This is a genomic window from Acidiphilium sp. PA (assembly GCF_026191915.1).
Lineage (GTDB): Bacteria > Pseudomonadota > Alphaproteobacteria > Acetobacterales > Acetobacteraceae > Acidiphilium.
The window spans coordinates 98,431-124,554 of record NZ_JAIMBY010000009.1 but is presented as its reverse complement, the minus strand read 5'-3'; the positions used below and the strand labels follow the sequence as shown (position 1 = coordinate 124,554).

General features: G+C 64.9%; 20 protein-coding genes. 2 read left to right on the top strand and 18 right to left on the bottom strand.

What is annotated here, in order from left to right:
• Positions 1-162: 162 nt before the first annotated feature.
• The gene (gene clpA, locus AruPA_RS12460; protein ID WP_265637031.1) at positions 163-2,490 is read left to right on the top strand and encodes an ATP-dependent Clp protease ATP-binding subunit ClpA; all 2,328 of its coding nucleotides are present in this window, start codon (positions 163-165) and stop codon (positions 2,488-2,490) included.
• A gap of 51 nt (positions 2,491-2,541) precedes the next feature.
• Here clpA and AruPA_RS12455 read toward each other — a convergent pair whose 3' ends face one another.
• Together AruPA_RS12455 and rnd are read right to left on the bottom strand one after the other, a co-directional pair.
• The gene (locus AruPA_RS12455) at positions 2,542-3,576 is read right to left on the bottom strand and encodes an alpha/beta fold hydrolase (RefSeq protein WP_265637030.1); all 1,035 of its coding nucleotides are present in this window, start codon (positions 3,574-3,576) and stop codon (positions 2,542-2,544) included.
• A gap of 236 nt (positions 3,577-3,812) precedes the next feature.
• A complete protein-coding gene (gene rnd, locus AruPA_RS12450) occupies positions 3,813-4,994 on the bottom strand; it encodes a ribonuclease D (RefSeq protein ID WP_265637029.1) in 1,182 nt (393 codons plus the stop codon).
• 83 nt (positions 4,995-5,077) lie between these two features.
• Here rnd and aspS point away from each other — a divergent pair, with 83 nt between their 5' ends.
• Positions 5,078-6,856, top strand: a complete 1,779-nt coding sequence (gene aspS / locus AruPA_RS12445; RefSeq protein WP_265637028.1) for an aspartate--tRNA ligase — start codon at positions 5,078-5,080, stop codon at positions 6,854-6,856.
• Between the two features lie 249 nt (positions 6,857-7,105).
• Here the strand turns inward: aspS and AruPA_RS12440 are convergent, their stop codons facing one another.
• From AruPA_RS12440 to AruPA_RS12365, 16 genes are all read right to left on the bottom strand, one after another.
• Positions 7,106-7,819, bottom strand: coding sequence for an electron transfer flavoprotein subunit beta (locus AruPA_RS12440; RefSeq protein WP_265637027.1), 714 nt, complete (start codon positions 7,817-7,819; stop codon positions 7,106-7,108).
• Complete coding sequence (locus tag AruPA_RS12435; RefSeq protein WP_265637026.1) at positions 7,816-8,883, bottom strand: electron transfer flavoprotein subunit alpha/FixB family protein; 1,068 nt, start codon at positions 8,881-8,883, stop codon at positions 7,816-7,818. Before AruPA_RS12435 ends, AruPA_RS12440 begins: the two co-directional genes overlap by 4 nt.
• Positions 8,880-10,709, bottom strand: a complete 1,830-nt coding sequence (locus AruPA_RS12430; RefSeq protein WP_265637025.1) for a DUF3483 domain-containing protein — start codon at positions 10,707-10,709, stop codon at positions 8,880-8,882. The genes AruPA_RS12435 and AruPA_RS12430 overlap by 4 nt, the downstream gene beginning before the upstream one ends.
• Entirely contained in the window at positions 10,709-12,748 is a 2,040-nt protein-coding gene (locus AruPA_RS12425; RefSeq protein WP_265637024.1) for an NADH:flavin oxidoreductase, read from the bottom strand. The genes AruPA_RS12430 and AruPA_RS12425 overlap by 1 nt, the downstream gene beginning before the upstream one ends.
• The gene (locus AruPA_RS12420; protein ID WP_265637023.1) at positions 12,745-13,746 is read right to left on the bottom strand and encodes a GlxA family transcriptional regulator; all 1,002 of its coding nucleotides are present in this window, start codon (positions 13,744-13,746) and stop codon (positions 12,745-12,747) included. The genes AruPA_RS12425 and AruPA_RS12420 overlap by 4 nt, the downstream gene beginning before the upstream one ends.
• A gap of 2 nt (positions 13,747-13,748) precedes the next feature.
• Positions 13,749-14,837, bottom strand: a complete 1,089-nt coding sequence (locus tag AruPA_RS12415; protein WP_265637022.1) for a hybrid-cluster NAD(P)-dependent oxidoreductase — start codon at positions 14,835-14,837, stop codon at positions 13,749-13,751.
• A complete protein-coding gene (locus AruPA_RS12410) occupies positions 14,834-16,090 on the bottom strand; it encodes an aromatic ring-hydroxylating dioxygenase subunit alpha (protein WP_265637021.1) in 1,257 nt (418 codons plus the stop codon). Before AruPA_RS12410 ends, AruPA_RS12415 begins: the two co-directional genes overlap by 4 nt.
• Before the next feature lie 139 nt (positions 16,091-16,229).
• Positions 16,230-17,309 carry a GlxA family transcriptional regulator gene (locus AruPA_RS12405; RefSeq protein WP_265637020.1) on the bottom strand — a complete coding sequence of 360 codons (1,080 nt, stop codon included), beginning with the start codon at positions 17,307-17,309 and terminating at the stop codon, positions 16,230-16,232.
• 348 nt (positions 17,310-17,657) lie between these two features.
• A complete protein-coding gene (betC, locus tag AruPA_RS12400) occupies positions 17,658-19,196 on the bottom strand; it encodes a choline-sulfatase (protein WP_265637019.1) in 1,539 nt (512 codons plus the stop codon).
• A gap of 11 nt (positions 19,197-19,207) precedes the next feature.
• Positions 19,208-20,035 (bottom strand): phosphodiesterase, encoded by an 828-nt coding sequence (locus AruPA_RS12395; protein WP_265637017.1) that lies wholly within the window; start codon positions 20,033-20,035, stop codon positions 19,208-19,210.
• Positions 20,035-20,823: an inositol monophosphatase family protein gene (locus AruPA_RS12390; RefSeq protein WP_265637016.1), complete on the bottom strand. Its 789-nt coding sequence runs from the start codon at positions 20,821-20,823 to the stop codon at positions 20,035-20,037. Before AruPA_RS12390 ends, AruPA_RS12395 begins: the two co-directional genes overlap by 1 nt.
• A 70-nt stretch (positions 20,824-20,893) precedes the next feature.
• Positions 20,894-21,952, bottom strand: a complete 1,059-nt coding sequence (locus tag AruPA_RS12385; RefSeq protein WP_265637015.1) for an ABC transporter ATP-binding protein — start codon at positions 21,950-21,952, stop codon at positions 20,894-20,896.
• A complete protein-coding gene (locus tag AruPA_RS12380) occupies positions 21,952-22,737 on the bottom strand; it encodes an ABC transporter permease (RefSeq protein ID WP_265637014.1) in 786 nt (261 codons plus the stop codon). The genes AruPA_RS12385 and AruPA_RS12380 overlap by 1 nt, the downstream gene beginning before the upstream one ends.
• A complete protein-coding gene (locus AruPA_RS12375; RefSeq protein ID WP_265637013.1) occupies positions 22,734-23,618 on the bottom strand; it encodes an ABC transporter permease subunit in 885 nt (294 codons plus the stop codon). The genes AruPA_RS12380 and AruPA_RS12375 overlap by 4 nt, the downstream gene beginning before the upstream one ends.
• Positions 23,615-24,718: an ABC transporter substrate-binding protein gene (locus AruPA_RS12370; RefSeq protein ID WP_265637012.1), complete on the bottom strand. Its 1,104-nt coding sequence runs from the start codon at positions 24,716-24,718 to the stop codon at positions 23,615-23,617. The genes AruPA_RS12375 and AruPA_RS12370 overlap by 4 nt, the downstream gene beginning before the upstream one ends.
• 117 nt (positions 24,719-24,835) lie before the next feature.
• Positions 24,836-25,984, bottom strand: a complete 1,149-nt coding sequence (locus tag AruPA_RS12365; RefSeq protein ID WP_265637011.1) for an outer membrane beta-barrel protein — start codon at positions 25,982-25,984, stop codon at positions 24,836-24,838.
• Positions 25,985-26,124 lie beyond the last annotated feature (140 nt).

Here is a 26,124-nt window from a genome sequence, read left to right as displayed (position 1 = left end):
TCATTGCGAAAGGTTTGTGCGATATCATGTCATGATAGTGTCGTGCAGACGTCGCGCCTACCGAGCCTACGCATGACGACCGATTTCGCGGCTGAGCCGTATCGGGCTTGACCAGGGTGGCATGGGCCGCCCGCCGGAAGCCCGGCTAGGAGTGGATTTAATATGCTGTCTCGCAATCTCGAACAAACCCTGCACCGCTCCCTGGCGTTTGCCGCCGAGCGCCGCCACGAATATGCCACCCTCGAACATCTACTGCTCGGGCTGATCGATGATGCCGATGCGCTGACGGTGCTGCGCGCCTGCGGTGTCGATATCGAGCGGCTGCGGCGCGAGAGCACCGAATTTCTCGACAAGGATCTGGCCGGCCTTGCGACCGATCGGGCAGGTGACCCGAAGCCGACCGCCGGGTTCCAGCGCGTCGTGCAGCGCGCCGCGATCCATGTGCAGTCCTCCGGCCGCGATGAGGTGACCGGGGCGAATGTGCTGGTCGCGCTGTTCTCCGAGCGGGAGAGCCATGCCGTGTATTTCCTGCAGGCGCAGGACATGACACGGTTGGATGCGGTGAATTTCATCAGCCACGGCATCGCCAAATCGCCTGGCCGTTCAGTGCCGCGCACGCCGGCCGGCAGCGCCGAGAACACCGAGGCCGAGGCCGAGCAGAAGCCCAAGCGCGGCCAGGATGCGCTGGCGAATTACTGCGTCAATCTGAACAAGAAGGCGCAGTCCGGCAAAATCGATCCGCTGATCGGCCGCGAGACGGAAATCGAGCGCACGATCCAGATTTTGTGCCGCCGGTCGAAAAACAATCCGCTGTTCGTGGGTGACCCCGGCGTGGGCAAGACCGCGATCGCGGAGGGGCTGGCCAAGCGCATCGTCGATGGCGATGTGCCGGAAGTGCTTGCCAAATCGACCATCTATTCGCTCGACATGGGCGCCCTGCTCGCCGGCACGCGCTATCGCGGCGATTTCGAGGAACGGTTGAAGGCGGTGGTGTCCGAGCTTGAAGCCCTGCCCGGTGCGGTGCTGTTCATCGATGAGATCCACACCGTGATCGGCGCCGGTGCCACTTCGGGCGGGGCGATGGATGCATCGAACCTGCTCAAACCGGCCCTGTCGTCCGGCGCGCTGCGCTGCATCGGCTCGACCACGTACAAGGAGTTCCGGACCTATTTCGAAAAGGATCGGGCGCTGGTGCGGCGCTTCCAGAAGATCGACGTCAATGAACCGTCGATCGACGATGCGGTGAAGATTCTGCGCGGGCTGAAAGGTGTGTACGAGAAACACCACAAAGTGCGCTACACGGACGATGCGATCCGCGCCTCGGTCGAACTTTCGGCAAAATATATCCATGACCGCAAATTGCCGGACAAGGCGATCGACGTGATCGACGAGGTTGGCGCCTCGCGGATGCTGCTGCCGGAAAACAAGCGCCGCAAGACCGTTACCCTGCGCGATGTCGAGGAGATCGTTGCCAAGATCGCGCGAATTCCCCCCAAATCGGTCTCGGCCGATGATAAGGAGACCCTGCGCACGCTGGATCGGGACCTGAAATCGATGGTGTTCGGGCAGGATGCCGCGATTTCTGCACTTTCGGCCGCGATCAAGCTCGCGCGTGCCGGGCTGCGCGATGCGGAAAAGCCGATTGGGTGCTATCTGTTTTCGGGTCCGACCGGTGTTGGCAAAACCGAAGTCGCCCGCCAGTTGGCCAGCACGCTGGGGATCGAGCTCACACGGTTCGACATGTCGGAATATATGGAGCGCCACTCGATCTCGCGTCTGATCGGCGCGCCGCCGGGCTATGTCGGGTTCGATCAGGGCGGCATGTTGACCGATGCGATCGATCAGCATCCGCATTGCGTGCTGCTGCTCGATGAAATCGAAAAGGCCCATCCGGACCTGTTCAATATCCTGTTGCAGGTGATGGACCACGGCAAGCTGACCGACCACAATGGCAAGAACGTCGATTTCCGCAATGTCATCCTGATCATGACCACCAACGCCGGTGCGGCCGACATGGCCAAGGCCGCGATCGGCTTCGGCCGGGAGGTGCGCGTGGGTGAGGATGAGGAAGCGATCAAGCGGATGTTCACGCCGGAGTTCCGCAACCGTCTCGACGCGATCATCCCGTTCGCCGGCCTTACGCCGGAAATCGTGGCGCAGGTCGTCGAAAAATTCGTCATGCAGCTCGAGGCCCAGTTGGCCGACCGCAATGTGACGATCGAGCTCTCCTCGGCCGCCAAGGAGTTCCTGGCCGAGCGCGGCTACGACCCGCTCTATGGCGCACGGCCGCTGGCCCGCGTCATTCAGGAGCTGATCAAGAAACCGCTGGCCGAGGAGTTGCTGTTCGGCAAGCTGGTGGCCGGTGGTGCGGTGAAGGTCAGCTTCCGGGATGGGGCGCTCGCGTTCGATATAGCGGAAGCGCCGAAGCCGGCGCTGCCGAAACCCGAGGGCGATCAGGAAGAACAGGCGCCCCCGCAGGAAGTGCAGTAATCGAAAACCGGGCCGGGATGACGGTATCGTTGTTCCGGCCCGGCGTGATTGCTATTGCAAGCGGTCTGAAATCCGGCGTGCCAGTACCTGTACGCAGGGTTTCCGCAGCATCGTGATATGCGAGCCGGGCACTGGCACGATTTGAAGCGAGCGCGCCAATCTCTGCCAGATTCGCACCGGATCACAACCGTGCTGGTCGCCGTGTTGCGATTTGAACAGGACGATTGCCTGATCGATCGGCGCCGGATCGTAGCTTTCGTAGGCGATGATCGACGCATCGCGCACGCGCTGTAAATTCGGCTCCAGCCCGCTGACGTAATAGGCCGATTGCGTGAAACTCGCGGCACCGGCGGCTGGGTTCAGCCGCCGGCCGAAGTGCCGGCCCAGCGCCGCCGCACGGCTCATGAGGTGCCGCAGCGCGGCCGGTGGCGTCATCTGCCGCATTTCGCCGAGGCGCCGCGCGGCGCGCCGGCAGGCCACCCGCACCCATTCGGATCGAGGCCAGTATTTTTCGTAACACGCGCTGTCGATCAGCCCGACCAGGCCGATCGGCAAAGCCGCATCGACCAGCAGCCGCGCGAGCTCGACACAGACCAGACCGCCGAACGAATAGCCGATCAGATTGATCGCGCCGGAACCCGCATGCCGGGTCCGGATTGCATCGGCATAAAGGCGCGCCATCGCCGGGATCGAGGTCAGCGGCGCGGCTTCGCCATCGAGCCCCGGCAATTGCAGCGCCCAGATCTGGCCGGCAAAATCGATGCCTGCCGCCAGTTCGCATAGTTCCAGCACGAGACCGGTGCCGGCGGCCACGACGTAGAGCGCGGCATCCTGCCGACCGGCGCGCAGCAGGACCAGGGGTGAGGCGGGCGGAAACGCGCCGTGCGCGATCGCTGCCGACAACGCGGTCATGGTACCCAGCCGCATCAGCGCGGTCGGTGGAATTCGCACACCGAGTTCCGCCTCCACCGCATCGATAAACCGTGTGATACGCCCGATACCAACCGAAATGTGCAACACATGGGCGGACACATCCTGGCCCTTCCGGCCGAATTCACGCCGCCACAGCGGCGTGATGACAGCCATGATCTCATCCGGGGCGCGAGTCTCACAATCGGCGGCGCGTCCGATAACCGCGCCTGGCTCCACGAGCGGAGGCCCATCCATGCTCAAATTCGCTTTCAGAAATTAGACTGTAACGCTATGCAACAAGACTAGCGGTTAGCACACGTGTGTCCAAGCCAAAATTTATACTTTTCGGGAAAAGATCGAAATATAGAATAAAGGCGTAAACTGATACTTTGCCGGTCCGGCGCGGCGTCCTACCCGGCCAACTCCACCACCTCAACCCGGCGTCCTTTTGCAGCCAGAGCGATCTTGCCCGCCTTCAGCCGCAAGGCATCGGTGCCGAACACATCCGCCCGCCAGCCGGCCAGGCAGGGCAGATTGGGCGCATCCTCGCCGGCCAGCGCATCGATATCATCGCCCGAGGCGATCAGCCGCGCCGCGACGTGATTGGCGTTGGCGCGCTCGGCGAGCAGCACTTTCAACAGGGCAACCAGCGCGGGCGACGGCTTGATGGTGTCGTTCGCGCGCGGCAACTGCGGCAGGTCACGCTCCGGCAGCGCCTTGGCCGCGGCGATCACGCCGAGCAGGGCCGTGCCCGCTTTACCCTCGGCGAAGCCGCGGGTGATGCCGCGGACCCGGGTCAGCCCCTCGGCATCGCCCGGCGCAAGGGCGGCGAGTTCGGGGATCTGTTCATCCTTGATGACGCGCTGACGCGGAATGTTGATGCGCATGGCCTCACGCTCGCGCCACGCCGCGATCGCCTGCACGAGCGCGAGTTGCCGGCGGTTGGCACCCCGCAGCTTCAACCGCCGCCAGGCATCGGCCGGGTCGGTGCGGTAGGTGCCGGGCTCGTTCAGAATGGCGGCTTCCTCGGCGACCCAATCGAGCCGGCCCTCGCGCACCAGGCGGTCGCGCAACGCCTCGTACACCAGGCGCAGCCACGTGACATCGGCTGCGGCATAGGTGACCTGCGCGGGTGACAGCGGGCGGGCCTGCCAGTCGGAAAACCGGCGCGCCTTGTCGATGCTGCCGCCCGCCAGCGAGGATACCAGCGTGTCATACCCCACCTGATCGCCGAACCCGGCAACCATTGCGGCCACCTGCGTATCGAAAATCGGCGTCGGCACCGCGCCGAATTTCAGCAGGAAAATCTCGACATCCTGCCGGCAGGCATGAAACACCTTGACCACACTTCTGTTCGCGAACAGCGCGCCGAGCGGCGCCAGATCGAGGTTGGGGGCCTGCGCGTCGATCACCGCGACATCACTGATGCCGCCGAGCTGGATCACGCATAATTCGGGGTAATAGGTCCGCTCGCGCATGAATTCGGTATCGACCGTCACATACGGCTCCGCGGCCAGGCGTTCGCACAGGGCGGCCAAGGCTTCGCTGGTGGTGATCAGGACGGGGTCGGCGAATTTGACGTGCGGCTTCATCATAACGGAGTGCCACGCCCTGTCTTGACAGGAAAGACCCACGACGTCCATTTGCCCCTGATTTCATTCAGGACTGGTCCCCGATGCACGAATATCGCACCCATACCTGCGGCGCCCTGCGCGCGGCCGATGCCGGCAGCACCGCCCGCCTGTCCGGCTGGGTCAACGTCAAGCGCGACCACGGCGGGCTGCTGTTCATCGATCTGCGCGATCATTTCGGCATTACCCAATGTGTGATCCCGAACGGCTCCGCCGTGTTCGAACGCGCGGAAGCCACCCGCGTCGAAAGCGTGATCACGGTGACTGGTACGGTGGTCGCGCGCGACGCGGCCACGGTCAATCCACGGCTGCCGACCGGTGAAATCGAACTACGGGTCGAGGATTTCGTGGTGCAATCCGCCGCCGATGTGCTGCCGATCCAGGTGGCGGGCGATGCCCAGTTCCCCGAAGACCTGCGCCTGCGCTACCGCTTCCTCGATCTGCGGCGCGAGAAACTGCACCGCAACATCATGCTGCGCGCCAATGTGGTGACCTGGCTACGCCGGGAAATGACCGCGCGCGGCTTTACCGAATTCACCACCCCCATCCTCACCGCGTCTTCACCCGAAGGAGCGCGCGACTTTCTGGTGCCCTCGCGCCTGCACCCCGGCCAGTTCTACGCCCTGCCCCAGGCACCCCAGCAGTTCAAGCAATTGCTGATGGTCGCCGGGTTCGACCGCTATTTCCAGATCGCGCCCTGCTTTCGCGATGAGGCCAGCCGCGCCGATCGCGCCCCCGGCGAATTCTACCAGCTCGATTTCGAAATGAGCTTCGTCGATCAGGAGGAAGTGTTCGCCACGATCGAACCCGTGCTCGGCGGGCTGTTCAAGGAATTCAGCGGCGGCAAAACCGTCAGCGACTGGCCGTTTCCGCGCATCGCCTATGACGACGCACTGCTCACCTACGGCTCGGACAAGCCCGACCTGCGCAACCCGCTGAAAATCGCCGACGTAACCGACGCCTTCCGCGAGTCCGGCTTCGGCCTGTTCGCCAAAATTGTCGCGGGCGGCGGCGTCGTGCGCGCGATCCCCGCACCCGGTGCCGGAGGCAACCCGCGCAGCTTTTTCGACAAACTCAACGATTGGGCCCGCATCGAAGGCGCCGGCGGGCTCGGCTACATCATTTTCGAGGCGGACGGCGCCAAAGGCCCGATCGCGAAAAACCTCGAACCCACGCGCGCCGAAGCCATCCGCACCGCCGTGGGCGCCCAAGCGGGCGACGCCGTCTTCTTCGCCGCCGGCCCGCGCGATACCGCCGCGAAATTTGCCGGCAGCGTGCGCACCAAACTCGGCAACGACCTCGGCCTGATCAGCAACGATAGTTTCAAATTCTGCTGGATCGTCGATTTCCCGATGTTCGAAATGGACGAAGATACCAAACAGATCGCCTTCAGCCATAACCCGTTCTCGATGCCCCAAGGCGGACTCGAAGCCCTCAATACCCGCGACCCGCTGACCATCAAGGCATTCCAGTACGATATCGTGGTCAACGGCGTCGAACTCTGCTCCGGCGCCATCCGTAACCATAAACCCGAAATCATGCTGCGCGCCTTCGAAATCGCCGGCTACGGACCCGAAATCGTCGAAGCCCAGTTCGGCGGCATGCTCAACGCCTTCCGCTACGGCGCCCCACCCCACGGCGGCGCCGCACCAGGCATCGATCGCATGGTCATGCTGCTCGCCGATGAACCCAACCTGCGCGAAGTCATCACCTTCCCCCTCAACCAACAAGGCCAAGACCTCATGATGGGCGCACCCGCCCCGGTCGACGCCACCCGCCTGCGCGAACTGTCCCTGGCACTGGCCCCGCGTAAGCCGAACTGATGCCGGGGGTGGTGCGGGTGAGGCGGAAGAAAGCAAGATCAGGGGGCTTTGCCCCCCGAACCCCCCACTAAGGGCGGAGCCCTTAGAACCCGCTAGTTTTAGGCAAGGGGAGGGCGCTGCCTCGGTGGTTCCGTCGATCTGGCCTGTGTCGCCCTCCCCTTGCCTAAAACTAATGGATTTTAAAGGCTCCGCCTTTAACGGGGGTCCAGGGGGCAGAGCCCCTTGGCCTTGCTTACCTCAACCTCACCCTCACCGCCTCCGGAATTGTTCGACATACGCGAGCACAGCGGCAGCGGCGGTTTCGGGGGTGGGGGCGAGCATGAGGTGGCCGGCGGTGGTGGGTTGGGTGGTTTCGGCGATCAGGCGGGGGCGTTGGCGGTAGGGGCGGATTTCGTGATTGTCGGTGGGGCTGGGGGCGGGGATGCCGGGTTTTTCGTGGATGGTGCCGTTGCGCCTAGCGCGGTAGGCGAAGGCGCGCGCGGGCGGGGCGGCTTCGTGGATTGTGACGATGGCGGGCCGGGCGAGGGTGAGGCGCCGGCGGGCGCCGCGGGGCAGCGACTGGAGGATGGCGAGATCGTTGCCGTCGGGTTCGATGGCGATGGCGTCGGCTGCGATCGGCATGGCGCGGGCCCGGGCCAGCCGGTAGGGCAGCAGTCCGGAGTCTGTGCCGCCGCGGCCGCGCCGGCCGGCCAGGACCAGATCGGGGCGGGCCCGGTCGATTTCGGCGGCGAGCGCGGCGAGGGGATCATTGGCGGGGTTGGTGAGCAGCAGGGTGAGTGTGGTGAGGCCGTGGCCGAGGGCATCGAGCACTGACGGGTCGGGTTCACCTGCGTGCAGGCCGGTGATTGTGGTGGCGGGTGCAAGGCGGAGAGCGAGGGCGATGGCTTGCAGTTCGACCGGCACGGGCCGTGGCGTGCCGGCGTGGGGGTCGCGCCCGGCGGAGAGCAGGACGATGATGTTCATAGCATGGCGCGCAGGGCCTGCATCACGTCCTGGGCATCGGCGATGATGGCGAGGCCGGCGCGGGCGATGATAGCGGCGTGGAGGTCGGTGTTGATGGCGACGATGTGTTCGACCGTGCCGATGCCTTGGAGGTGTTGCGGCGCGCCGGAGATACCGAGGGCGATGTAGCATTCGGCATTGAGCACGGTGCCGGAAGCGCCGACCTGCAGGGCGCGGGGCAGGGCACCGGCGTCGCAGACCACGCGGCTCGCGCCCGGGGTTGCGCCGAGGGCGCGGGCGAGGTCGAGAAAGCCAGCAAAATCGGTCACGCCGTTGCCGGCGGCGATGACCAGGGGCGCCTGATCGAGCGGGATGGTCGCGGCATCGACCGCGAGGGTGGTAGCGGCGCGGATGCCGCCTGGCGTGGCGGCAACATCGGGCGCCGGCAGCGGATCGGCGGCGTGGGGCGTGCCGTGATAGGGGGCGATGCGATCCGGCGCGATGCTGATCAGGCGCGGTGGGGTGGCGCGCAGCTCGACGCGCCCGGCCTGGGCCGGGCGGATGACCTGGGTTGGGGTGAGGCTTTCGGCCCCGGCGAACAGAACGGCGTCGGTCAGGGCGGCGACGCGGCGGGCGAGATCGCCGCCATCGGCAGATTCCGGGAAGACGACGTGGCGGGGGGCGTGATCGATGATGGCCTGGGCGATGAGCTGTGCATTGCGTTCGGGGTCGTAGGTGGGGGTAGGAAGCGTGATCGTGCGGTCGCCGCCGGCGGTGCCGATGGCATCGGGCGCCTGGGCGGCCAGAGGGGGCGTGAGCACGACCACCGCCGCATCGCGTCCTGCGAGCGTGCGTGCGGCGCCGATCACCTGGCGATCGTGCCGGTTGAGCGCACCGCCTGCGGCTTCGATGACGGCGAACTCAAGGAATGTGGGTTCGGCGATGTGGATGGGCGTGGGGGCGGTGACGGGTGCACCGGCCGGGGCGAGGAGCGTGCCGCCCCGGTGCGTCCGATCGAGCCGCAGCCGGGGCGTGCGCGAGACCACCATGGCGTCGCGTTCGGCGCGGGGATCGCGCCGGATCATTGCAGCGCCTCGTGCACCAGTTCGGCGATATCGCGCACCAGCGGCCGCGGGCCGACGACGCCTTCGAGCATGGCGGTGCAGCCGGGGCAGGCGACCGCGACCATGGAGGCGCCGGTTTCGCGCGCCTGTTCCATCCGCAGATCGGGGATGCGCTGTTTGCCCGGAATATCGGTGACCGGCGCGCCGCCGCCGCCGCCGCAGCAGAACGAGGCCTCGCGCGCGCGGGCCATTTCGACCGCCCGGCCGGTGAGGTGCGCCAGCACCCGGCGTGGCGCGGCTGTCTCGCGATTGTAGCGGCCGAGGTAGCAGGGGTCGTGGTAGGTGATGACGGTATCGGAGGCCGGTCCGAGGGTGATGCGGTTGGCGGTGATCAGTTCATCGATCAGCGCGGTGTGGTGGACCACGGTGTAGTGCCCGCCGAACGCTTGATATTCCTGGCGTAGTACGTGCAGCGCGTGGGGATCGGCGGTGACGATGCGGGTGAAGCGTATCGTGCCGAGCAGCGCGACGTTGGCCCGGGCCAGACGGGCGAAGCCGGCTTCGTCGCCCAGACGGCGCGCGAGGTCGCCGCAGTCGCGCTCGGCTGGACCCAGCACCGCGAAATCGAGCCCGGCCGCGCGCATGATGCCGATCAGGGCGCGCAGGGTTGCGCCATAGCGCCGGTCGAACGCGCCATCACCCAGCCAGAGGAGCGTATCGACTGCCTCGCCTGGTGCGAGCACGCGCAGTTTCAGCCCTGCCGCGAAATCGAGCCGCTGTGTGGGCGCGAACCCGCCGGTGTTGCCGGCGTAGCGCAGGGCGGCCAGGGCGGCATCGGCCTTGCCGGGTGCGGCGCCGTGCTCGAGCGTGAGGTTGCGGCGGATATCGATCACCGCGTCGACATGTTCGATCATCATCGGGCAGGCGGCGACGCAGGCGCGGCAGGTGGTGCAGGACCACAGCGTTTCGCCGTGGAGCACGCCGAGCACCGGGCCGGGTGATGCGATGCCGGGGTGGGGGCTGCCGGCGTAGGTGGCTCCGTCCTTGCGGTTCGCCGCGCAGAAATCCTGGATCAGCGCCTTGGGGTTGAGCGGCTGGCCGGCGGCGAAGGCGGGGCATGCCTCTTCGCACCGGCCGCACTGGATACAGGCATCGAAGCCGAGGAGCCGGTTCCAGGCGAAATCATCGATCGTGCCGACACCGAGACGGGTGGCATCGAGGTCGAGGGGCGCCAGACCGCTCGCCGCGCTGCCGGCAAAGCGGGCGGGGCGCGGGTGTGCGGCAAGATGCAGCGCGCCGGCGACGGCATGGCGCATCGGCCCGCCGGTGATCTGTGCGACCAGCCCGATGCCGCCGAACGCGGCCACCGCCACGCCGAGCAGCCCTGCCACGCCCGGCAGCGATGTGGCGATCAGCCCGCCCGCCGCATAGGCACCGAGATAGGTGGGCAGGGTGAGAAATGCGCCGGCGGAGAGCGACGCGGGCCGCACCGGCACCCGCCGCCGCCGCACCAGCACCGCGCCGAACAGGGCGACCGCGAAGGCGAGCGCGATCAGCAGCCAGTAGAGCGCCGCCGCGAACAGGGCGGGGATTGCGGCCAGCAGCAGCAGCGCGGTTGCGGCCAGCAGGCCGCCGGCGATTGCCTGATGCATGACGGAGCTCGCCGGTTTGCGCGCGACCACCGCATGAACATCGACCAGATAGCGCCGGGGCAGGGCGCGCAACCCGCCCAGCCAATCGACCGATGCGCCGGCACCGTGCCGCCACAGCAGCCCCAGCCGCGCCGCCTGGATCGCGACGCCGGCCAGCAGCAGCCATGCCAGCAGGACCAGAGCGCCGAACGCCATCAGAAATCCTTACACAGGCGAAGCGCGTCGTAGATGGCGGCGTGGATGTTGCGCCCTGCCGCGGCATCGCCGATCCGGTACAGCCGATAGCCTGACTCACCCCGATGCGGCTGGGGCTGGCCCGCGATCAGCGCCGCCGCATCGGTCTGGCCGCGATTGACCGCGCCGTCTTTCAGATCGGTGAACACCGCATCGACCGGCAGCGTGCCGAAATCGACCACGACGTGATCGATCACGCGCTCCTCCTCGACCATGTCCATCGTGTTGCGCAGCACGGCCACCAGCCGGTTGGCCTCGCGCCGGACCGCGACGATATCGAGGTTCGGTGTCACGATGACGCCGAGCTTGTACATGTTGCGCAGATGCACCGGCTGGTTGGTGGTGCCGACTTCCTCAGCCGCCATGCGGTCCGGTGTGGCGAGTTCGACCAGCGCGCCCCTGGTTGCGAGGTATTCCGCGCACGATACCGCATTGTGCTGGCCCATGGCATCGTACAGCAGCACGGAACCGCTCAGGTCCATGCCCTGGCGCAGTACGGCCTGGGTGGTGGTGACCAGATCGGCCCCCGGCATCAGCCCCGGGTTTGCGGCCCCGCCGGTTGCCACCACGACGATGTCCGGCCGTTCGGCCAATACCAGCGCGGCATCCGCGGCGACGCCCAGCCTGATATCGACGCCCAGCTTGCGCACCTGTGCCGCCAGCCAGCGCGGAATGCCGGACAACGCCTCGCGCCAGCCGGCCTTGGCGGCGATGTTGATCTGCCCGCCCAGCGTGGCCTCCCGCTCGAACAGCACGACGTGATGGCCGCGCTCGGCACAGACGCGGGCGGCTTCAAGCCCGGCCGGCCCGCCGCCGACCACCACGACGCGCAGCAGGGTGGCCGCCTTCACGATGACGTGCGGCATGGTCGCTTCCCGCCCGGTCGCGGCGTTCTGGATGCACAGCGCATCGGCCCCGGTATAGATCCGGTCGATGCAATAGCCGGCGCCGACGCACTGGCGGATGTCGTCCGCGCGGCCTTCCAGCAGCTTGCGCCCGATATAGGGGTCCGCGATGTGTGCCCGCGTCATTGCCACCATATCGACATGGCCTTCGGCCACGGCGCGCGCGGCGGTTGCGAAATCGGTGATGCGCTGGGCGTGGAACACCGGCACCTCGACCTCGCGCCGGATCGCACTCGCGAGATACAGGAACGGCGCGACCGGAAACGCCATGTTGGGCAGCGAGACGGCGTGCGCCATATGGTCGCGCGCCTGGCCGCCCATCACGTTCACGAAATCGACCAGGCCGCGCCTGGCGTGCTCGGCGGCGATGGTGACGCAATCCTCGCCGCTCAGCCCTTCATCGAACAATTCATCGCCCGACATGCGCATGCCGATCACGAAATCATCGCCGGCGGCCGCGCGCATCGCCGCCAGGACTTCGAAGCCGAAGCGCATGCGGTTGAGCAGGGACCCGCCATAGCCATCGGTGCGGCGGTTGACTGAGGGGGACCAGAATTGATCGACCAGATGGCCGTGGGCCGCCGAGATTTCGCAGCCATCCAGCCCGCCTTCGCGCGCGCGCCGGGCGGCCTGAGCGAAATCGTGCACCACGCGGTCGATATCGTCCTGGCTCATTTCGCGCGGGATCGAGCGGCTGGCGGGTTCGCGCAACGGCGAGGCGGAGATGGTGGGCAGCCAGTGCTCGGTGTCCCAGCGCGTGCGGCGGCCCATGTGCGTCAGCTGGATCATCAGCGCCGCGCCGTGCGCGTGCACCCGATCGGCGAATTGCTGGAAATAGGGGATCACGCTGTCATCGGCGACCGAAACCTGATTCCAAGGCGCGGCCGGACTGTCGAGCGATACCGAGGATGAGCCGCCGAACATGGTCAGGCCGATGCCGCCCTTGGCTTTTTCGGCGTGGTAGAGCTGATAGCGCTCCTGCGGCTTGCCGTCGCGCCCGTAGCCCGGCGCGTGGCTGGTGCTCATCAGCCGGTTGCGGATGGTCAGGCCGCGCAGCGTGAGCGGGCGGAACAGCGCTTCGGTACTGGCGCTCATGACAGGCGCATGGCGCTGCGCGACACGGCAGCGATGGCGCGCAACTGGCGTTCCGCGCGCGGTGAATAGCCGAAATGCGCCCGATAGGCGCTGGCGAAATACGCACTCGAGCCGAAGCCGCACGCCATGGCCACCTCCGTCACCGGCATTTCGCGCGCCTGCAACATGGCCTGCGCGCGCTGCAGTCGCAGCGCCTTGATGAAACTTGCCGGGCTTTCACCCAGATGCGCGCGAAACAGGCGCTGCAACTGGCGCAGGGAAATTCCGAGGCGCGCTGCAATATCGGTCAGTTTCGGCGGTTCGTTGATCTGATCCTCGATCATCGCCATGGCGCGCGCGAGGGTCGGCTGGTCGGAGCGGGCGCGGTCCTGGGCTGCGATCGGCTGACGCTCGCCGCTGGTGCGGATGCGATCGAGAATAAAGGTGACCGCGACGTGCTCGGCCACCACGCGGCCGAGCTTCGCCTCGATCAAATAGAGCATCATGTCGAGCGGGCCGATGCCGCCGGTGCAGGTCAGGCGGTTGCGGTCGAGCACGAATAATTCATTGACCAGTTCGATCGCGGGAAACGCATCGCGCATCGATGCAGCATCTTCCCAGTGCACGGCACAGCGGTAGCTATCGAGCAGGCCGGCCTCGGCGAGCGCGAAGGTGCCGGTGCACAACGCGCCGAGCGGCACGCCATCGCGCGCGGCGCGGCGCAGGGCGGCGAGCAGCGGCCGGCCGACCACGCTGCGGACATCGACCCCGCCGCAGACAAACAGCAGATCCGGCGGGGCGGCGCGGCTCGCCTGATCGAGCGCTGCGGTGGGCGCCATGGTCATGCCGTTGCTGGCGGCAACCGGCGTGTCATCCAGACCGTAGACTGTCCAGCTGTAAATGGTGCGGCCGGCGCAGCGGTTGGCCATGCGCAACGCCTCGATCGCGCTGGTCACCGCGATCATCGAATAATCCGGCAGGGTCAGGAAACCGAAATGCGCGAGCCGGGCGATGTTCATGATCAGCGCTCGATCACCAGATCGGACAGGGGTCGGGAACAGCAGATCAGGATCATGCCCTGGTCGATCTCGCGCTGGCGGATGCCACCCTGGTGCTGCATATCCACCTGCCCGGAGATCAGCCGGCTCTTGCAGGTGCCGCACATGCCCTTGGTGCAGGACGAGGGCAGCCGCATGCCCGCGCTGCGCGCCGCCGTGAGCACGAATTGGTCGGCGCCGACCGCGATGCTGCGGCCCGATTTGCTGAAACTGACCGCAAACCCCGTTGCGGTCGGCGCGGTCGCTTCGGCCGGTGCGGGGGTTTCCGTTATCGTGCCGAAGTCAAAACTTTCTTCGTGATAGCGACTCATGTCGAAATCGAGCGCGCCGAGCGCGGTCCGCACCGCGGTCATGAACACGGCCGGCCCGCAATCGAACACCATGCGCAGCGGCAGATCGGGCACCAGCAGCGCCAGCATGGCGGCACTCACCCGGCCGCGCAGGCCGCCCCAGCGCTCGCCGGGTGCATCGGCCTCGCAGACGGTGATGACGCGCAAATTCGGCATCATCTGCGCCATCGATGCGAGTTCGTTTCGAAAAATAATATCGGCGGGGGTGCGCGCAAAATGCAGGAACACGATATCCGCCTCGGGTGCGAGATCGTGATGCGCCCGCGTCATCGACATCAGGGGGGTGATCCCCGACCCACCGGACAGGAAGAGATAAGACTCTGCCGGGGCTGCAACGAAACTGAAATCGCCCATCGGCCCGACCGCGCGCAACGCTACGCCGGGGCGCACATGCTCGTGCAGCCAGGGCGAGACCACGCCACCGGCCTGGCGTTTCACGGTAATCGAAATCCGGTCCGGGCGGGTCGGCGTGGCGGCGATGGTATAGCACCGATTGACGCTGCCGCCATCGACCGGCACATCGAATGTGAGGAACTGGCCGGGCAGATAGTGAAACCGCGCCGGCGTGCGCGGCGCGAAGATGAAGGTGCGGACATCCGGCGTTTCATCGCGCACGGCGACGCAGACCAGCTCGTCATCGATCTCGGCATTCCAGACCGGCAGACCATCCCGCAGCGCGATACTCTGGGCCGCCACGCTCATGCGAGATGAGCAGCCAGCCGCTGCACGTACCAGTTCACGAATTGCTCCACCTGGCCTTCGGTTTGCGGCGAATACGGACCCGGCGTGTAGCCGCCGGTCGCGGCCCCGGCCTGCGCCAAGCCGACCAGCCTGCCATCCTGCAGATTGGTCTCGCGCCAGACCTGGACCAGATTGTCGAGATCGTAATCGACGCCTTCGATCGCATCGCGATGGACCAGCCATTTGGTGCGGAGCAATGTGCGATCCGGTCCCAGCGGGAGGACGGCAAAGGTGACGATATGATCGCTCATGAAATGATGCCACGAATTCGGCTGGGTATGGAACGACAGATCACCGAGCCGTTTTTCCTTGGCCTGGCCGAGCAACTTGCGGCACGCCACCTTGGTGTCGAGCGTCTGGGACTCGCCATCGCGGTCCATCGGCATGCGGCCGATCCGGTAGCCGGACACCACGTTGTCCAATTGTCCGATTTCGGTGGACGGAAACCCGGCACGGTCCCACGCGGCACAGGATTGTTCCACCATCAGATCGTAATTCCGGCGCTGCGCGATGCGTGCGGGATCGCTTTCATCGGCATCGAAACCAAATCCGTATTCGAAGATCGAGGCCGTGAGTTCGGGATGGTTGAGTGAGCAATGATAGCACTCGCGATTGTTCTCCATCGTGAGTTTCCAGTTGCCCTCCTCGATCAGATCGATCTGATGGGCGACTTTGCAATTCGCGACCTGATGCGGCGCGATGTAGGGGCCGACGATGTTTGCCATCGCGTCGAAATCGGCGGGCGGCGCCTCGGCCAGACAGACGAACAGCAACCCTTCGAGCGACCGGATGTGGATCTTCTTGAGACCGTGGCAGGATGGATCGAAATCATCACCCATGTGGTCGGCGTGCAGCAAGGCGCCGTCCAACCCGTAGGTCCAGGCATGATAAGGGCAGACCAGACGCCCGACCGTGGCGGTCTCGGTCGAAACCAGCCGCGCGGCACGATGGCGGCAGACATTGTGCATCGCGTGGATGGCACCATCGTCATCGCGGCAGATCAGAATCGCATTGTCGCCGATGTTGACGGTCATGACATCGCCAGGCTCTGCGATATCCGGCTCCACACCTACGAAAATCCAATGCCGGCCAAAAATCAGATCGAGATCGGTCTGAAAGATCGCGGGGTCCGTGTAGAATGGCCGCTCCAGCATATAGCCGGCGCGGCGCCGGGCGATGAGATCAGCAATCGATACGGCAGCGGCATCCGACATGGCGATGACTTTCAAAAAAACCGCAGATCAGCCGGCAAATACTGACGTGTCGTCTCATCGTCGTCTTTAGATTTTGCGACATGCACCCGTCAGTTTATCATTGAATGGTATCATACCAGGCATGCATTCTGATCATGCGTCAAAACGGGCGTTGGCCTGCACATTCCGAAGCGCCGATCGCAACCCGGTCATGGTCTCCCCAGGTCGACTCGGTCGCTTCGCGGCGCAATGCCGGCCGCGCAAACGAAGGTGAGAGACCGTGCAACGCCTTGAACTGGCGGGAAAAATGCGCGCAATCGGAAAAGCCGGCATCGAGCGCAATGTCGGTCACCGAGCGCGTCGTGGTCTCGAGCAGCCAGCGAGCATACCGCAACCGCAGTTCACGATAGAGATCGGATGGCCGCTTGCCCAACGCCGCATCGAACCGCCGCTCCAATTGGCGCGTCGATAGCTCCAGCCGCTGCGCGATCATCGAAATCTGCAGCGGATTGCCGAGATTCTGCTCCATCATCAGCAAGGCGCGCCGCACCTGCTCGTCGGAAACGTCATGCGCCATCGGCGGGTGCGGCTGCACACCTTCGGTGCCGCGCATCGGTGTCAACAACAGAACCTGATGGGGTTTCTGCGCCAGCCGGCTGCCAAGATGCCGCTCGACCAACGCCGCCGCCAGATCCGCCGCCCCCGCCCCGCCGGCACACGTGATCCGATCGCCGTCGACCTCGAAAAACCGGTCACCGATCACGGCATGATCGGGAAATTCATCACGGAAATCCTGATAATGCAGCCAGCTCACACAGACCCGCCGACCCTCCATCAGCCCGGCCCGGCACAGAATGAAACTGCCGGTGCAAATGCCAATCAACTTGACATCGAGCGCCGCCGCCCGCCGCAGATAAGCATACAACGCGGTGTTGGCCTTCGGGTGATTGTGCAAAATACCGCCAACCACCACGACATAATCGAATTGCGCCGGATCGATCAGCCCACTGCCAGGTAATACCTCAACCCCGCAACTCGACCGGATCGGCGCATCGGTCTCAGCCATGATGGTCCAGCGGCAATGGATCGGCCGTGAATAATCCGACTCGTCGGCGGCCAGCCTCAACGTGTCGACAAACAACGAAAACGCCGACAACGTAAAATCCTGCGCGAGCAATAGTCCGACCGAAAGCGGCCTCGTTTCATGCCGCCGTAAGGCCGGTTTTGGCTGCGTACCCATCACCGATCTCCGAACCGGTCACAATTGTGCGAACATGACCGAAGACGAACCTATATCAGACACCCCACCAATCACCAAAACGCATTTCTGCATTGCACGATGCCGTTGGGTCATGCGCACGGGTAGGGGCGGTGAAGCGAGGAAGCAAGGCGGGGGGCTTTGCCCCCTCGACCCCCACTAAGGGCTCAGCCCTTAGAACCCGCTAGTTTTAGGCGAGGGGAGGGCGCTGCCTCGGACTTTCCGTCGATCTGGCCTGGGTCGCCCTCCCCTTGCCTAAAACTAATGGATTTTAAAGGCCCCGCCTTTAACGGGGTCCAGGGGCAGAGCCCCTGGCGTTGCTTCTTCGCCTCACTGCCCCCCAACCCGCGGGAATCGTGCCCGGCGTTCGAGGTCGGCGAGTTTGATGTGGTTGCGCATGTATTGTTCCGAGGCATCGACGATCGGCTGGTAATCCCAGGGTTGATAGGTGCCGTGCCGCAGGGCGGCGTTGACGAAGCGCCGGCGTGCCTGGCTTGCCAGCACGTCGGCGTGGATGGTGGCGAGGTTCCAGCGCTGTGTGACTTCGTTGCGAAGCGCTTCGACGGTTTGGGTGTAATCCGGATTGGTGGCGAGGTTGGTGCGCTCGTCGGGGTCGGCGCGGAGGTTGAACAGCTGGTCGGGGTCGGCCGGGCAGCGGATGAATTTGAAGTCGCCGCGCCGGATCATCACGATCGGCGCGATGGCGCTTTCGCCCATGTATTCGCCGAGCACCTCGTCGTGCCCGCCGGCGCCGGTCAGGTGGCCGCGCAGAGACCGGCCATCGATCGTCAATCCTTGCGCGGCCGGGGTAATGGCTTCGGCGAGGTCGGTGAGGGTCGGCAGGATATCGACCGACGATACGCAGGCAGCGATGCGGGCGGGGGCGAACAGTGCCGGTGCGTGCACGATCAGGGGAATGCGGCAGGCGTCTTCAAAGAAGCCCATTTTGTACCAGAGATTATGCTCACCGAGCATTTCGCCGTGATCGGCCGTGACCATCGTGACGGTGCGGTCCGCGAGGCCGCATTCGCCAAGCGCCGTCATCACTTTGCCGATCTGATCGTCGACATAGGAGATCGCGGCGTAATAGGCGTGGCGGGCGTCGCGGATGTTGGCTTCCGTCACCGGCTCGCGATCGGTATTGCACACGTGGCGAATTCGTTTCGAGTGGGGATCGAGTGTGCTGGGATCGGGGCGGTAGCGCGGCATATCGATCGCATCGGGTTCGTACCGATTCCAGTATTCGGCGGTCATCGCGAATGGATCGTGCGGATGGGTCAGGGAGACGACCATGCAGAACGGGCGGTCGTCCTCGTCCCTGGCGATATCGAACAGTTTGCGGCGCGCGGCGAAGACCACCTCGTCGTCGAAATCCATCTGGTTGGTGCGCACGCACAGGCCGGCATCGCGCACCGAGCTCATGTCGTGATACCAGTCGAGCCTGGTTTCGAAATCGGTCCAATCCGGTGTCCAGCCGAAATCGGCGGGGTAGATATCGGTGGTCAGGCGTTCCTCAAACCCGTGCATCTGGTCCGGGCCGCAGAAATGCATCTTGCCGGACAGGATCGTCCGATAGCCGGCCTGGCGCATGTGATGCGCGAAGGTTGGCAAGGTTGCTGGAAATTCCACGGCATTGTCGTAGGCGCCGATGTTCGAAGCCAACCGGCCGGACATGAACACGTAACGCGAAGGGCCGCATAGCGGCGCGTTGCAATAGGCGTTTTCAAACACCACGCCGGCTGCCGCCAGCGCATCGATCCGCGGCGTCAACGCAACCTTGTTGCCATAGGCGGGCAGGGCGCGCGCGCCGAGCTGGTCCGCCATGATGATCAGGATATTCGGCCGTTTCGCCGCGTTTTGTTCGCGCATCGTCATCCTCCTCAAGCCATGGTCCGTCCGGGGTAATCCGCATCCACCGCGAAGGGAAACGGTCCCGCAAAATCGCCGATCGTTGCCAGGTTGGCGGTGAGCGCCGATCCATCCCAGCGCAGCAGGAAATACCCGCCGGGTTCGAGGTAGAAATAAGGGCGTGCCGTGGCGTCGAAGGTCAGCTCGCTCTGATGCCCGCCGATCGCGGCACCGGCAAGCAGCATCGCCCCGCCGTGCTGCGCCATGATCACCCGATGATGATGGCCGCACAGCACCGCAAGCACCCGGCCGTGCCGGGCAATGAGTGCGAGCAATGCCTCAGGCGCGCGCAGGGGAATTGCGTCCATCGCGGCAATGCCGGTCATGAAGGGCGGATGGTGCAGGCCGATCAGCACGGGCCGATCCTGCGCCGCATCGAGCTCGGTTTTCAGAAATTCCAGGCGTTCGCTGCAGAGTTCGCCATGGCCGGCACCCGGTACCACGCTGTCGAGCATGATCAGGCGGAGCGGGCCGATATCCGTCGCGTAGTGCACGAATTCAGAGCCGCCACCCACACCCGGCCACCCGCCGAGCGCGGCGCGCAGCGATCCCCGCCGGTCGTGATTGCCGGGCACCACATAGACCGGGCAGGCGAGCCGTCCCTCAAGCAGGCGGCGCAATTCGGTATATTCTTCGGGCAATCCGTTCTCGGTCAGATCACCGGTGATGATCACCGCCGCGGGTGCATAGCCGGCGACCTGGCGCATCGCCCGCTCGACCATCAGATTGGTCTCGACCACGCGGTTGGCCGCCCGGCCGAACGGGCGTACGTGCAGATCGGTCAGATGCGCGATCAGCATCAGCCGCCCCGCAACGCCGCGAGGGCCGCATCGCGCAGCGACGGATCACCCAGGATCAGCACCGTGCCATCATGGGCGGCATCGAGACGCAGCTTGTTGCCGGACCAGTCGCACATCATGCCGCCGGCCGCCTCGATGATCGGCACCGACGCCGCCCAGTCCCACGGCTTGTGCCCGGCCTCGGCGATCACATCGATCTCGCCGAGTGCCACCAGCCCGGCGGCATAGGCGTCATCGCCCCAGGACGTGCGGCGACATGCGGCTTCCAGCCGGTGAAACGCTCTGAGTTGATCGGCATCGAACCATTCGGGTCCGGTGCAGGACAGTTCCGCCGCCCCCAGCGCGGTCCGTTTGCGACAGCCGATGCGGCCGCCGAACCGGCTGGTGAAATCGAGCGTGCCCGCCGCGGCAAGCCAGCGCTCGCCGATCACCGGTTGGTCAATCAGGCCGAGCACCGGCACACCGTCTTCGACCAGGGCGATCAGCGTCACGAAAGTCGGCCGGCCGGTGATGAATTCGCGGGTGCCGTCGATCGGGTCGATCACCCAGTTGAAGCGACCCAGCCGCTGGTCGCCCAATTCCTCGCCGATCACGCCGAACGTTGGAAACCGCTCGGCCATCACCGCGCGGATCGCCTGTTCGGCGGCGCGATCGGCCATTGTGACCGGGCTGTCGTCGGATTTGTCATCGGCGGTGATGCCGGAGCGGAAATACGGGCGGATGACGGCGCCCGCGGCGTCCGCCGCGGCTTTGGCGGCTTCGATGGCGCCGGGGGGTAGGGGGGTCATGGGCAGTCCTTCGAGCAGGGGTAAGCAAGTTGTTCTTTTTTGTAAAAAAGAACCAGAAAACTTTTATTTGTCAGGCGACGAGGAGCCGGGGGGAGTCTGGGTCCCAATTGATCGAGACTGTGCTGCCGATTGCGATGTTCACGGCGTCGCCGCTGGCCATCGCCGCGGTGACGCAATCGGAGCCGCCGACGATTTCGACTTTCAGGCTGGTCAGCGCGCCGTAGAAGGTGCGCGCGATGACCGTACCGTGCAGCATGCCGGCGGCATCCGGCGGGCCCAGCCGCACCGTTTCGGGGCGAAGCAGGAAGTAGACCCGCGTTCCCGCCGCCATGCCGCGCGCGCGGTTTGCCGCAACCTGCCGGCCCAGCACGGTGACCATGCCGGCTGAACCATCCGCCACCACGCCTTGCAGTTCGGCGACCGCACCGACGAACCGGGCCACGAAAATATTGGCAGGCTCGCCGTAGATCGCCGCCGGTTCGCCCACCTGTGCGAGCACCCCATCGTGCATCACCACCACCCGATCCGAGATCGACAGCGCCTCCTCCTGATCGTGGGTGACGAACAGTGTGGTGACACCGGTTTCCTGCTGGATCCGGCGAATTTCATCGCGCAGCTGTACCCGCACCTTGGCATCCAGGGCGGACAGCGGCTCATCGAGCAGCAGCAGGGCGGGGCTGATTGCCAAGGCACGTGCCAGCGCGACGCGCTGCTGCTGCCCGCCGGAGAGCTGATGCGGATATTTCTGGGCATGCTCGCCGAGGCCGACCAGTTCGAGCAACTCGCGCGCGCGTTTCTGTTGCGTCGTCGCATCCTGCCGGCGCACCCGCAGGCCGAATTGCACGTTCTCCTGCGCGGTCATGTTGGGAAACAGCGAATAGGCCTGAAACACCATGCCCATCTGCCGCTTTGCCGGCGCCAGGCCCGAAATATCGCGCCCCTCCAGCACGACGCGGCCCGAATCGGGTTGATCGAACCCCGCCACGATCCGCAACAGTGTCGTCTTGCCGCAGCCGGACGGGCCGAGCAGCGAGACGAACTCGCCGGCTTTCAGATCGATCGAGACATCGCGCAGGACGGTGCGGCTGCCGTAGTGCTTCGCCACGGCATCAAGCTGCAGATAGCTCATCAGCGCGCCCCACCGATCTGAACCTGGCCGCGCCCGCCACGCCCGGTGAACAACACGCCCAGCATGGCCAACCAGGTGATCAGAAAACTCAGCAAGGTCAGCGCCGCCGCCTGGGTTGCCGAGGTCTGGCCGACATAGTCGATATAGACCGCAAACGTATTAAACAGCAGGATATTGGCAAAGGTGAACTCCCCCATCACGATCGCGATGGTCAGCAGCGCAGCACCGATCAGCGCCGTGGTCAGGTTGGGCACCACCACGCGGAAGATCAACGTCATCCAGCCGGCGCCGAGACTCTGCGAGGCTTCGGTCAATGTTTTCAGATCGAGTGCGCGCATCCCGACATCGAGCGCACGATAGGTGTAGGGCAGCGCCAGGATCACATAAGGCACCACCAGATAATTCGCCGTGCCGACGAACCAGTCCGGCCCGGTGTATAGCGTGGTCATGCCGGCGACCAGCGCGATCGGCGGCACCACGAAGGGCAGCACCGAAAGGAAATCGAACAACGGCCGCAGCCGCTGGACCCGCAGATTGAGCCAGAACACCGCCGGCACCAGCACCACCAGCCCGACCAGAATCGTTTGAATCGCAAGCCGCACCGAAAGCCCGAGGCTCTGCCACAGTTTCGGTTGATGGATCAGCGCCGCATAGGCGGCGAGTCCGTATTTGTCGCCGCCCTCCCACAGGCTGAACGCGCCGGTCGCGACCAGGGGGATTACGAAATACAGTCCGATTACGCCGAGCCCGAGGCCGGGGATCAGATTATGGGTTCGCCGGCTCATCGCTTCACCCAGCGGCCGACCCGGCGCGCGATCAGCGCGTAAATACCCATCACCACGACCATCACCACGATCATCCCCAGCGCGAGCGCGGCACCGGTCTGTTGCGATACCATCACGTTGCCTGACAGAACATTGCTGATCTCGACCGGCACCAGCGCCACGATGCCCGAGGTCAGCGCATAGGGGGTCGCATAGGCCGAGAACGCGTTGCCGAACAATAAAATATAAGCCGAGAGCAGTGAAGGCAGCAGGATCGGCAGACCGACGTGCCGCCAGTAGTCCCAGGTGGAGGCACCCAGATTCTCCGCCGCCTCCCGCCATTCGCGCCGCAGCGCCTCGAGCGCCGGGGTGATGACGATGATCATGAGCGGCACCTGGAAATAGGCGTACACCAGCACGAGTCCCGGCATCGAATAGAGCGTGAACCCCATGCCGTACAGGTTGACGCCAATGTCCTTGAACCAGACCGTGATCATGCCGAGGCTGCCGAGTGTCGCGATGAACGCAAACGCCAGCGGCACGCCGGCGAAATTCGCGGCGACCGCACCGAAGGTGGTGACCAGCGAGCGCAATCCGCGCGGCATGCCCGGGCGCAGCACGAAATAGGCGGCGAGCCCGCCGACCAACAGCCCGACCAGGGCGGCCAATGCCGATAGTTCAATCGAATTGCGGAACGCAACGACGGTCTGCCCTTCGCCCAGCGCGGCGACGTAATGCAGCGTCGGGCCGTGCTTGCCGAGAAACGCGGTGGCGAGCAGCATCAAGGTCGGCAGGATCAGGAACGCCGTTACATACAGCAGAAACGGCGCCATGAAGACCAGGGTGAACAACCCGCCGGACCGGGCAAGCGGCCCGGCGGGTCTGGTAGGCCGCAGGCTCACGCCTTGACCATTTTCGTCCAGTTCGCGGTGAGGGCGGCTTGCGCTTTCTTGGTCTGTTCGATCGTCGCGAACAGCGCCTCGCCATAGGGTTTCGCCGGTGGCAGTTCCGCCAGCATCGACTTCGGAATGGCGCCCGATTTCGCCATTTCCGAGAAGCGTGCCGGGTGCGCGAAGCCTTTGAGATAGAGCAACTGGCCTTCATCCGAATAGATGAATTCCTGCCACAATTCAGCGGCCTTCGGGTGCGGCGCAAATTTGCTGATCGCCTGGCAATAAAACGCGCCATAGGGCTTGGCATCGGCCGGGATAATCGTCTCGATCTTGGTCATCGTCTTCGAACCCTTGGCCTGGGCGAGGTTGAGGTAATCCCAGTTGACCACCACCGGCGTCTGGCCGGAGACCAGGCTCGCCGAGGTCGCTGCCGAAGGATCGAAATTTCCGCGTTTGGCGAGGTCAGCGAAAAACGCGATGCCGGGCATGATGTCATCGAGCGAACCACCGTTTGCCAGCGCCGCTGCAAACACCGCGGCGAACGCCGCACCAGCGCCGAGCGGGCTGCCGTTGAGGGCAACCATGCCTTTGTAGATCGGCTTCTTCAAATCAGCCCAGGTCCGCGGCGCCACTTTGGCGACCGACATGTTGACGCCAAACGATACGAGGCCGAAGTAATCGCCGTACCACAGACCACCGGGGTCCTTCATCGACGCCGGAATGCTGCTCCAGGTCGAAACCTTATAGGGGCGGAACAACCCCTCTTTCGCGCCATCGAGCGCAAACGACAGGCCGACATCGACGACGTCGGGCCCGCGCGACTGACCCTTGAGCGAGCGGATCGATTGGAGCTCCTGCGCCGAGGTATCGTCGGGTGCCGCATTCTTGATGGAGATACCGAATTTTTTCTCGAAGGTGCTGATAATCGCACCATAGTTCGCCCAGTCGGGCGGCAGCGCGATGGTATTCAGACCGTCTTCCGCCTTGGCCGCCTTGACCAGGGCGGCGGGGTAAGCCGCCCCGGCGACGCCCGGCAGAAGCGCGCCGGCAGCGCCCGCCCCGGCCAGCTTCAGAACGGTACGGCGGCCGGGCGTGAAAGCATCAATCATGTCGTTATCCTCGATGTTCGAAAGGTTGAACTTCAGGCAGGGCAGCACCTCGTTCGATACGCCGCCCTGCCGTCCGTCGCAATCATGGGTCCCGGGACCGTTCCGGGACCACCGGTTTCAGAATACGAAGCCCGCGCCGAGAATGCCGATCACCTGGTTGCGGCCGGTGCCGTTGCTGCCGAACGCCGGGCCCGAGCCGATGCTGGTCAGATGCAGCAACCCTGCCTCACCGCGCACGAAGAAATGACCCTTCTGCCAAGTCGGCGTGATACCGACCGCAACGCCGGCCGAATGTGCGTTCAGATACCAGGCCTGCGGGCCGACATTGGAGAACGCATTGACCATGCCGCCGACCGACCATGGCGTTTTCGGGAAGGTGTAGTTCGCAATCAGCTCGGCACCGAAATTGCTGGTGAATTTGTCGAGGCCGATCTTATGGTCGACCTTTGAGTAGACATACTGGACTTCGGGGATGAGGTTTAAATTGCCGTTGGTATAGTCGTAGTACGCGCCGGCCATGTTGGAATTCACATAGGCTGCATTATAGCCCGGATAACCGATGCCGGTCGTCCCGTTGCCATACGCGAATGTATTGGGCCCGGTCCGGCCGAAATTCACCGTGCCGTAAAGCGAGAGCGCATTGTTTGCATCGAACGAGTAGGTGGCAAGCCCCTGCACCACGTTGAAAACACCGCTGTCGAACCCGTCGCCATAGTTCACCGTGGCCGAGAGCTTGCCCACGGTGTAGGTTGCGGACACGCCGCGGCTCGACGAGTTCTCGACATAGTACAGCGAGGAATCGATCAGATTGGCGTTGTTCCAGTCGGTCGAAGACTCCCAGCCTTCGAGCGAATAGATCTGACCGACCGAAATGCTCAGCGCCGGCGTCGGCGCAAGCGTCACGTACGCGGCGTATACCGGCCCGAGCGTGAAGGTGGTCGCGGTCATCGGGCTCGGGTGGATACCGAAATAAACCGAATCATCGGGTTTGACTTCGATGGTGAACTGCACAAGTCCGGTCGGCTTCACCACCTTGATGTCGGCAACCCGCGGTTCGGCGCCAACCGATTTACCGTTGCCGAACAAGCTGTTGGTACCGGCACCCGAGTAGCCGTAGAAAAACCCGTCGATGCCGCCGCTCAGATCGAGCGTGCCGAGCGGGCCACCATCGATCTTCATTTTCGGTACACTGACCTGAGCCTGTGCCACACCACCCGCGGCCGTCATCGCCACGACGCCGAATCCCGCGCAAAGAAGCGCGCGCATTGATATCCGTTTCATTAGATTGATGCCTCACTGTTCTTGATTGATTGTCGTCCTTGAAAGTCAAAACATCCGTCGACACGGTCTGACGTGCGACGTTCGAACCGCCTGACCCCCTACCAAGCCAGACCGTGCAAAGAAAA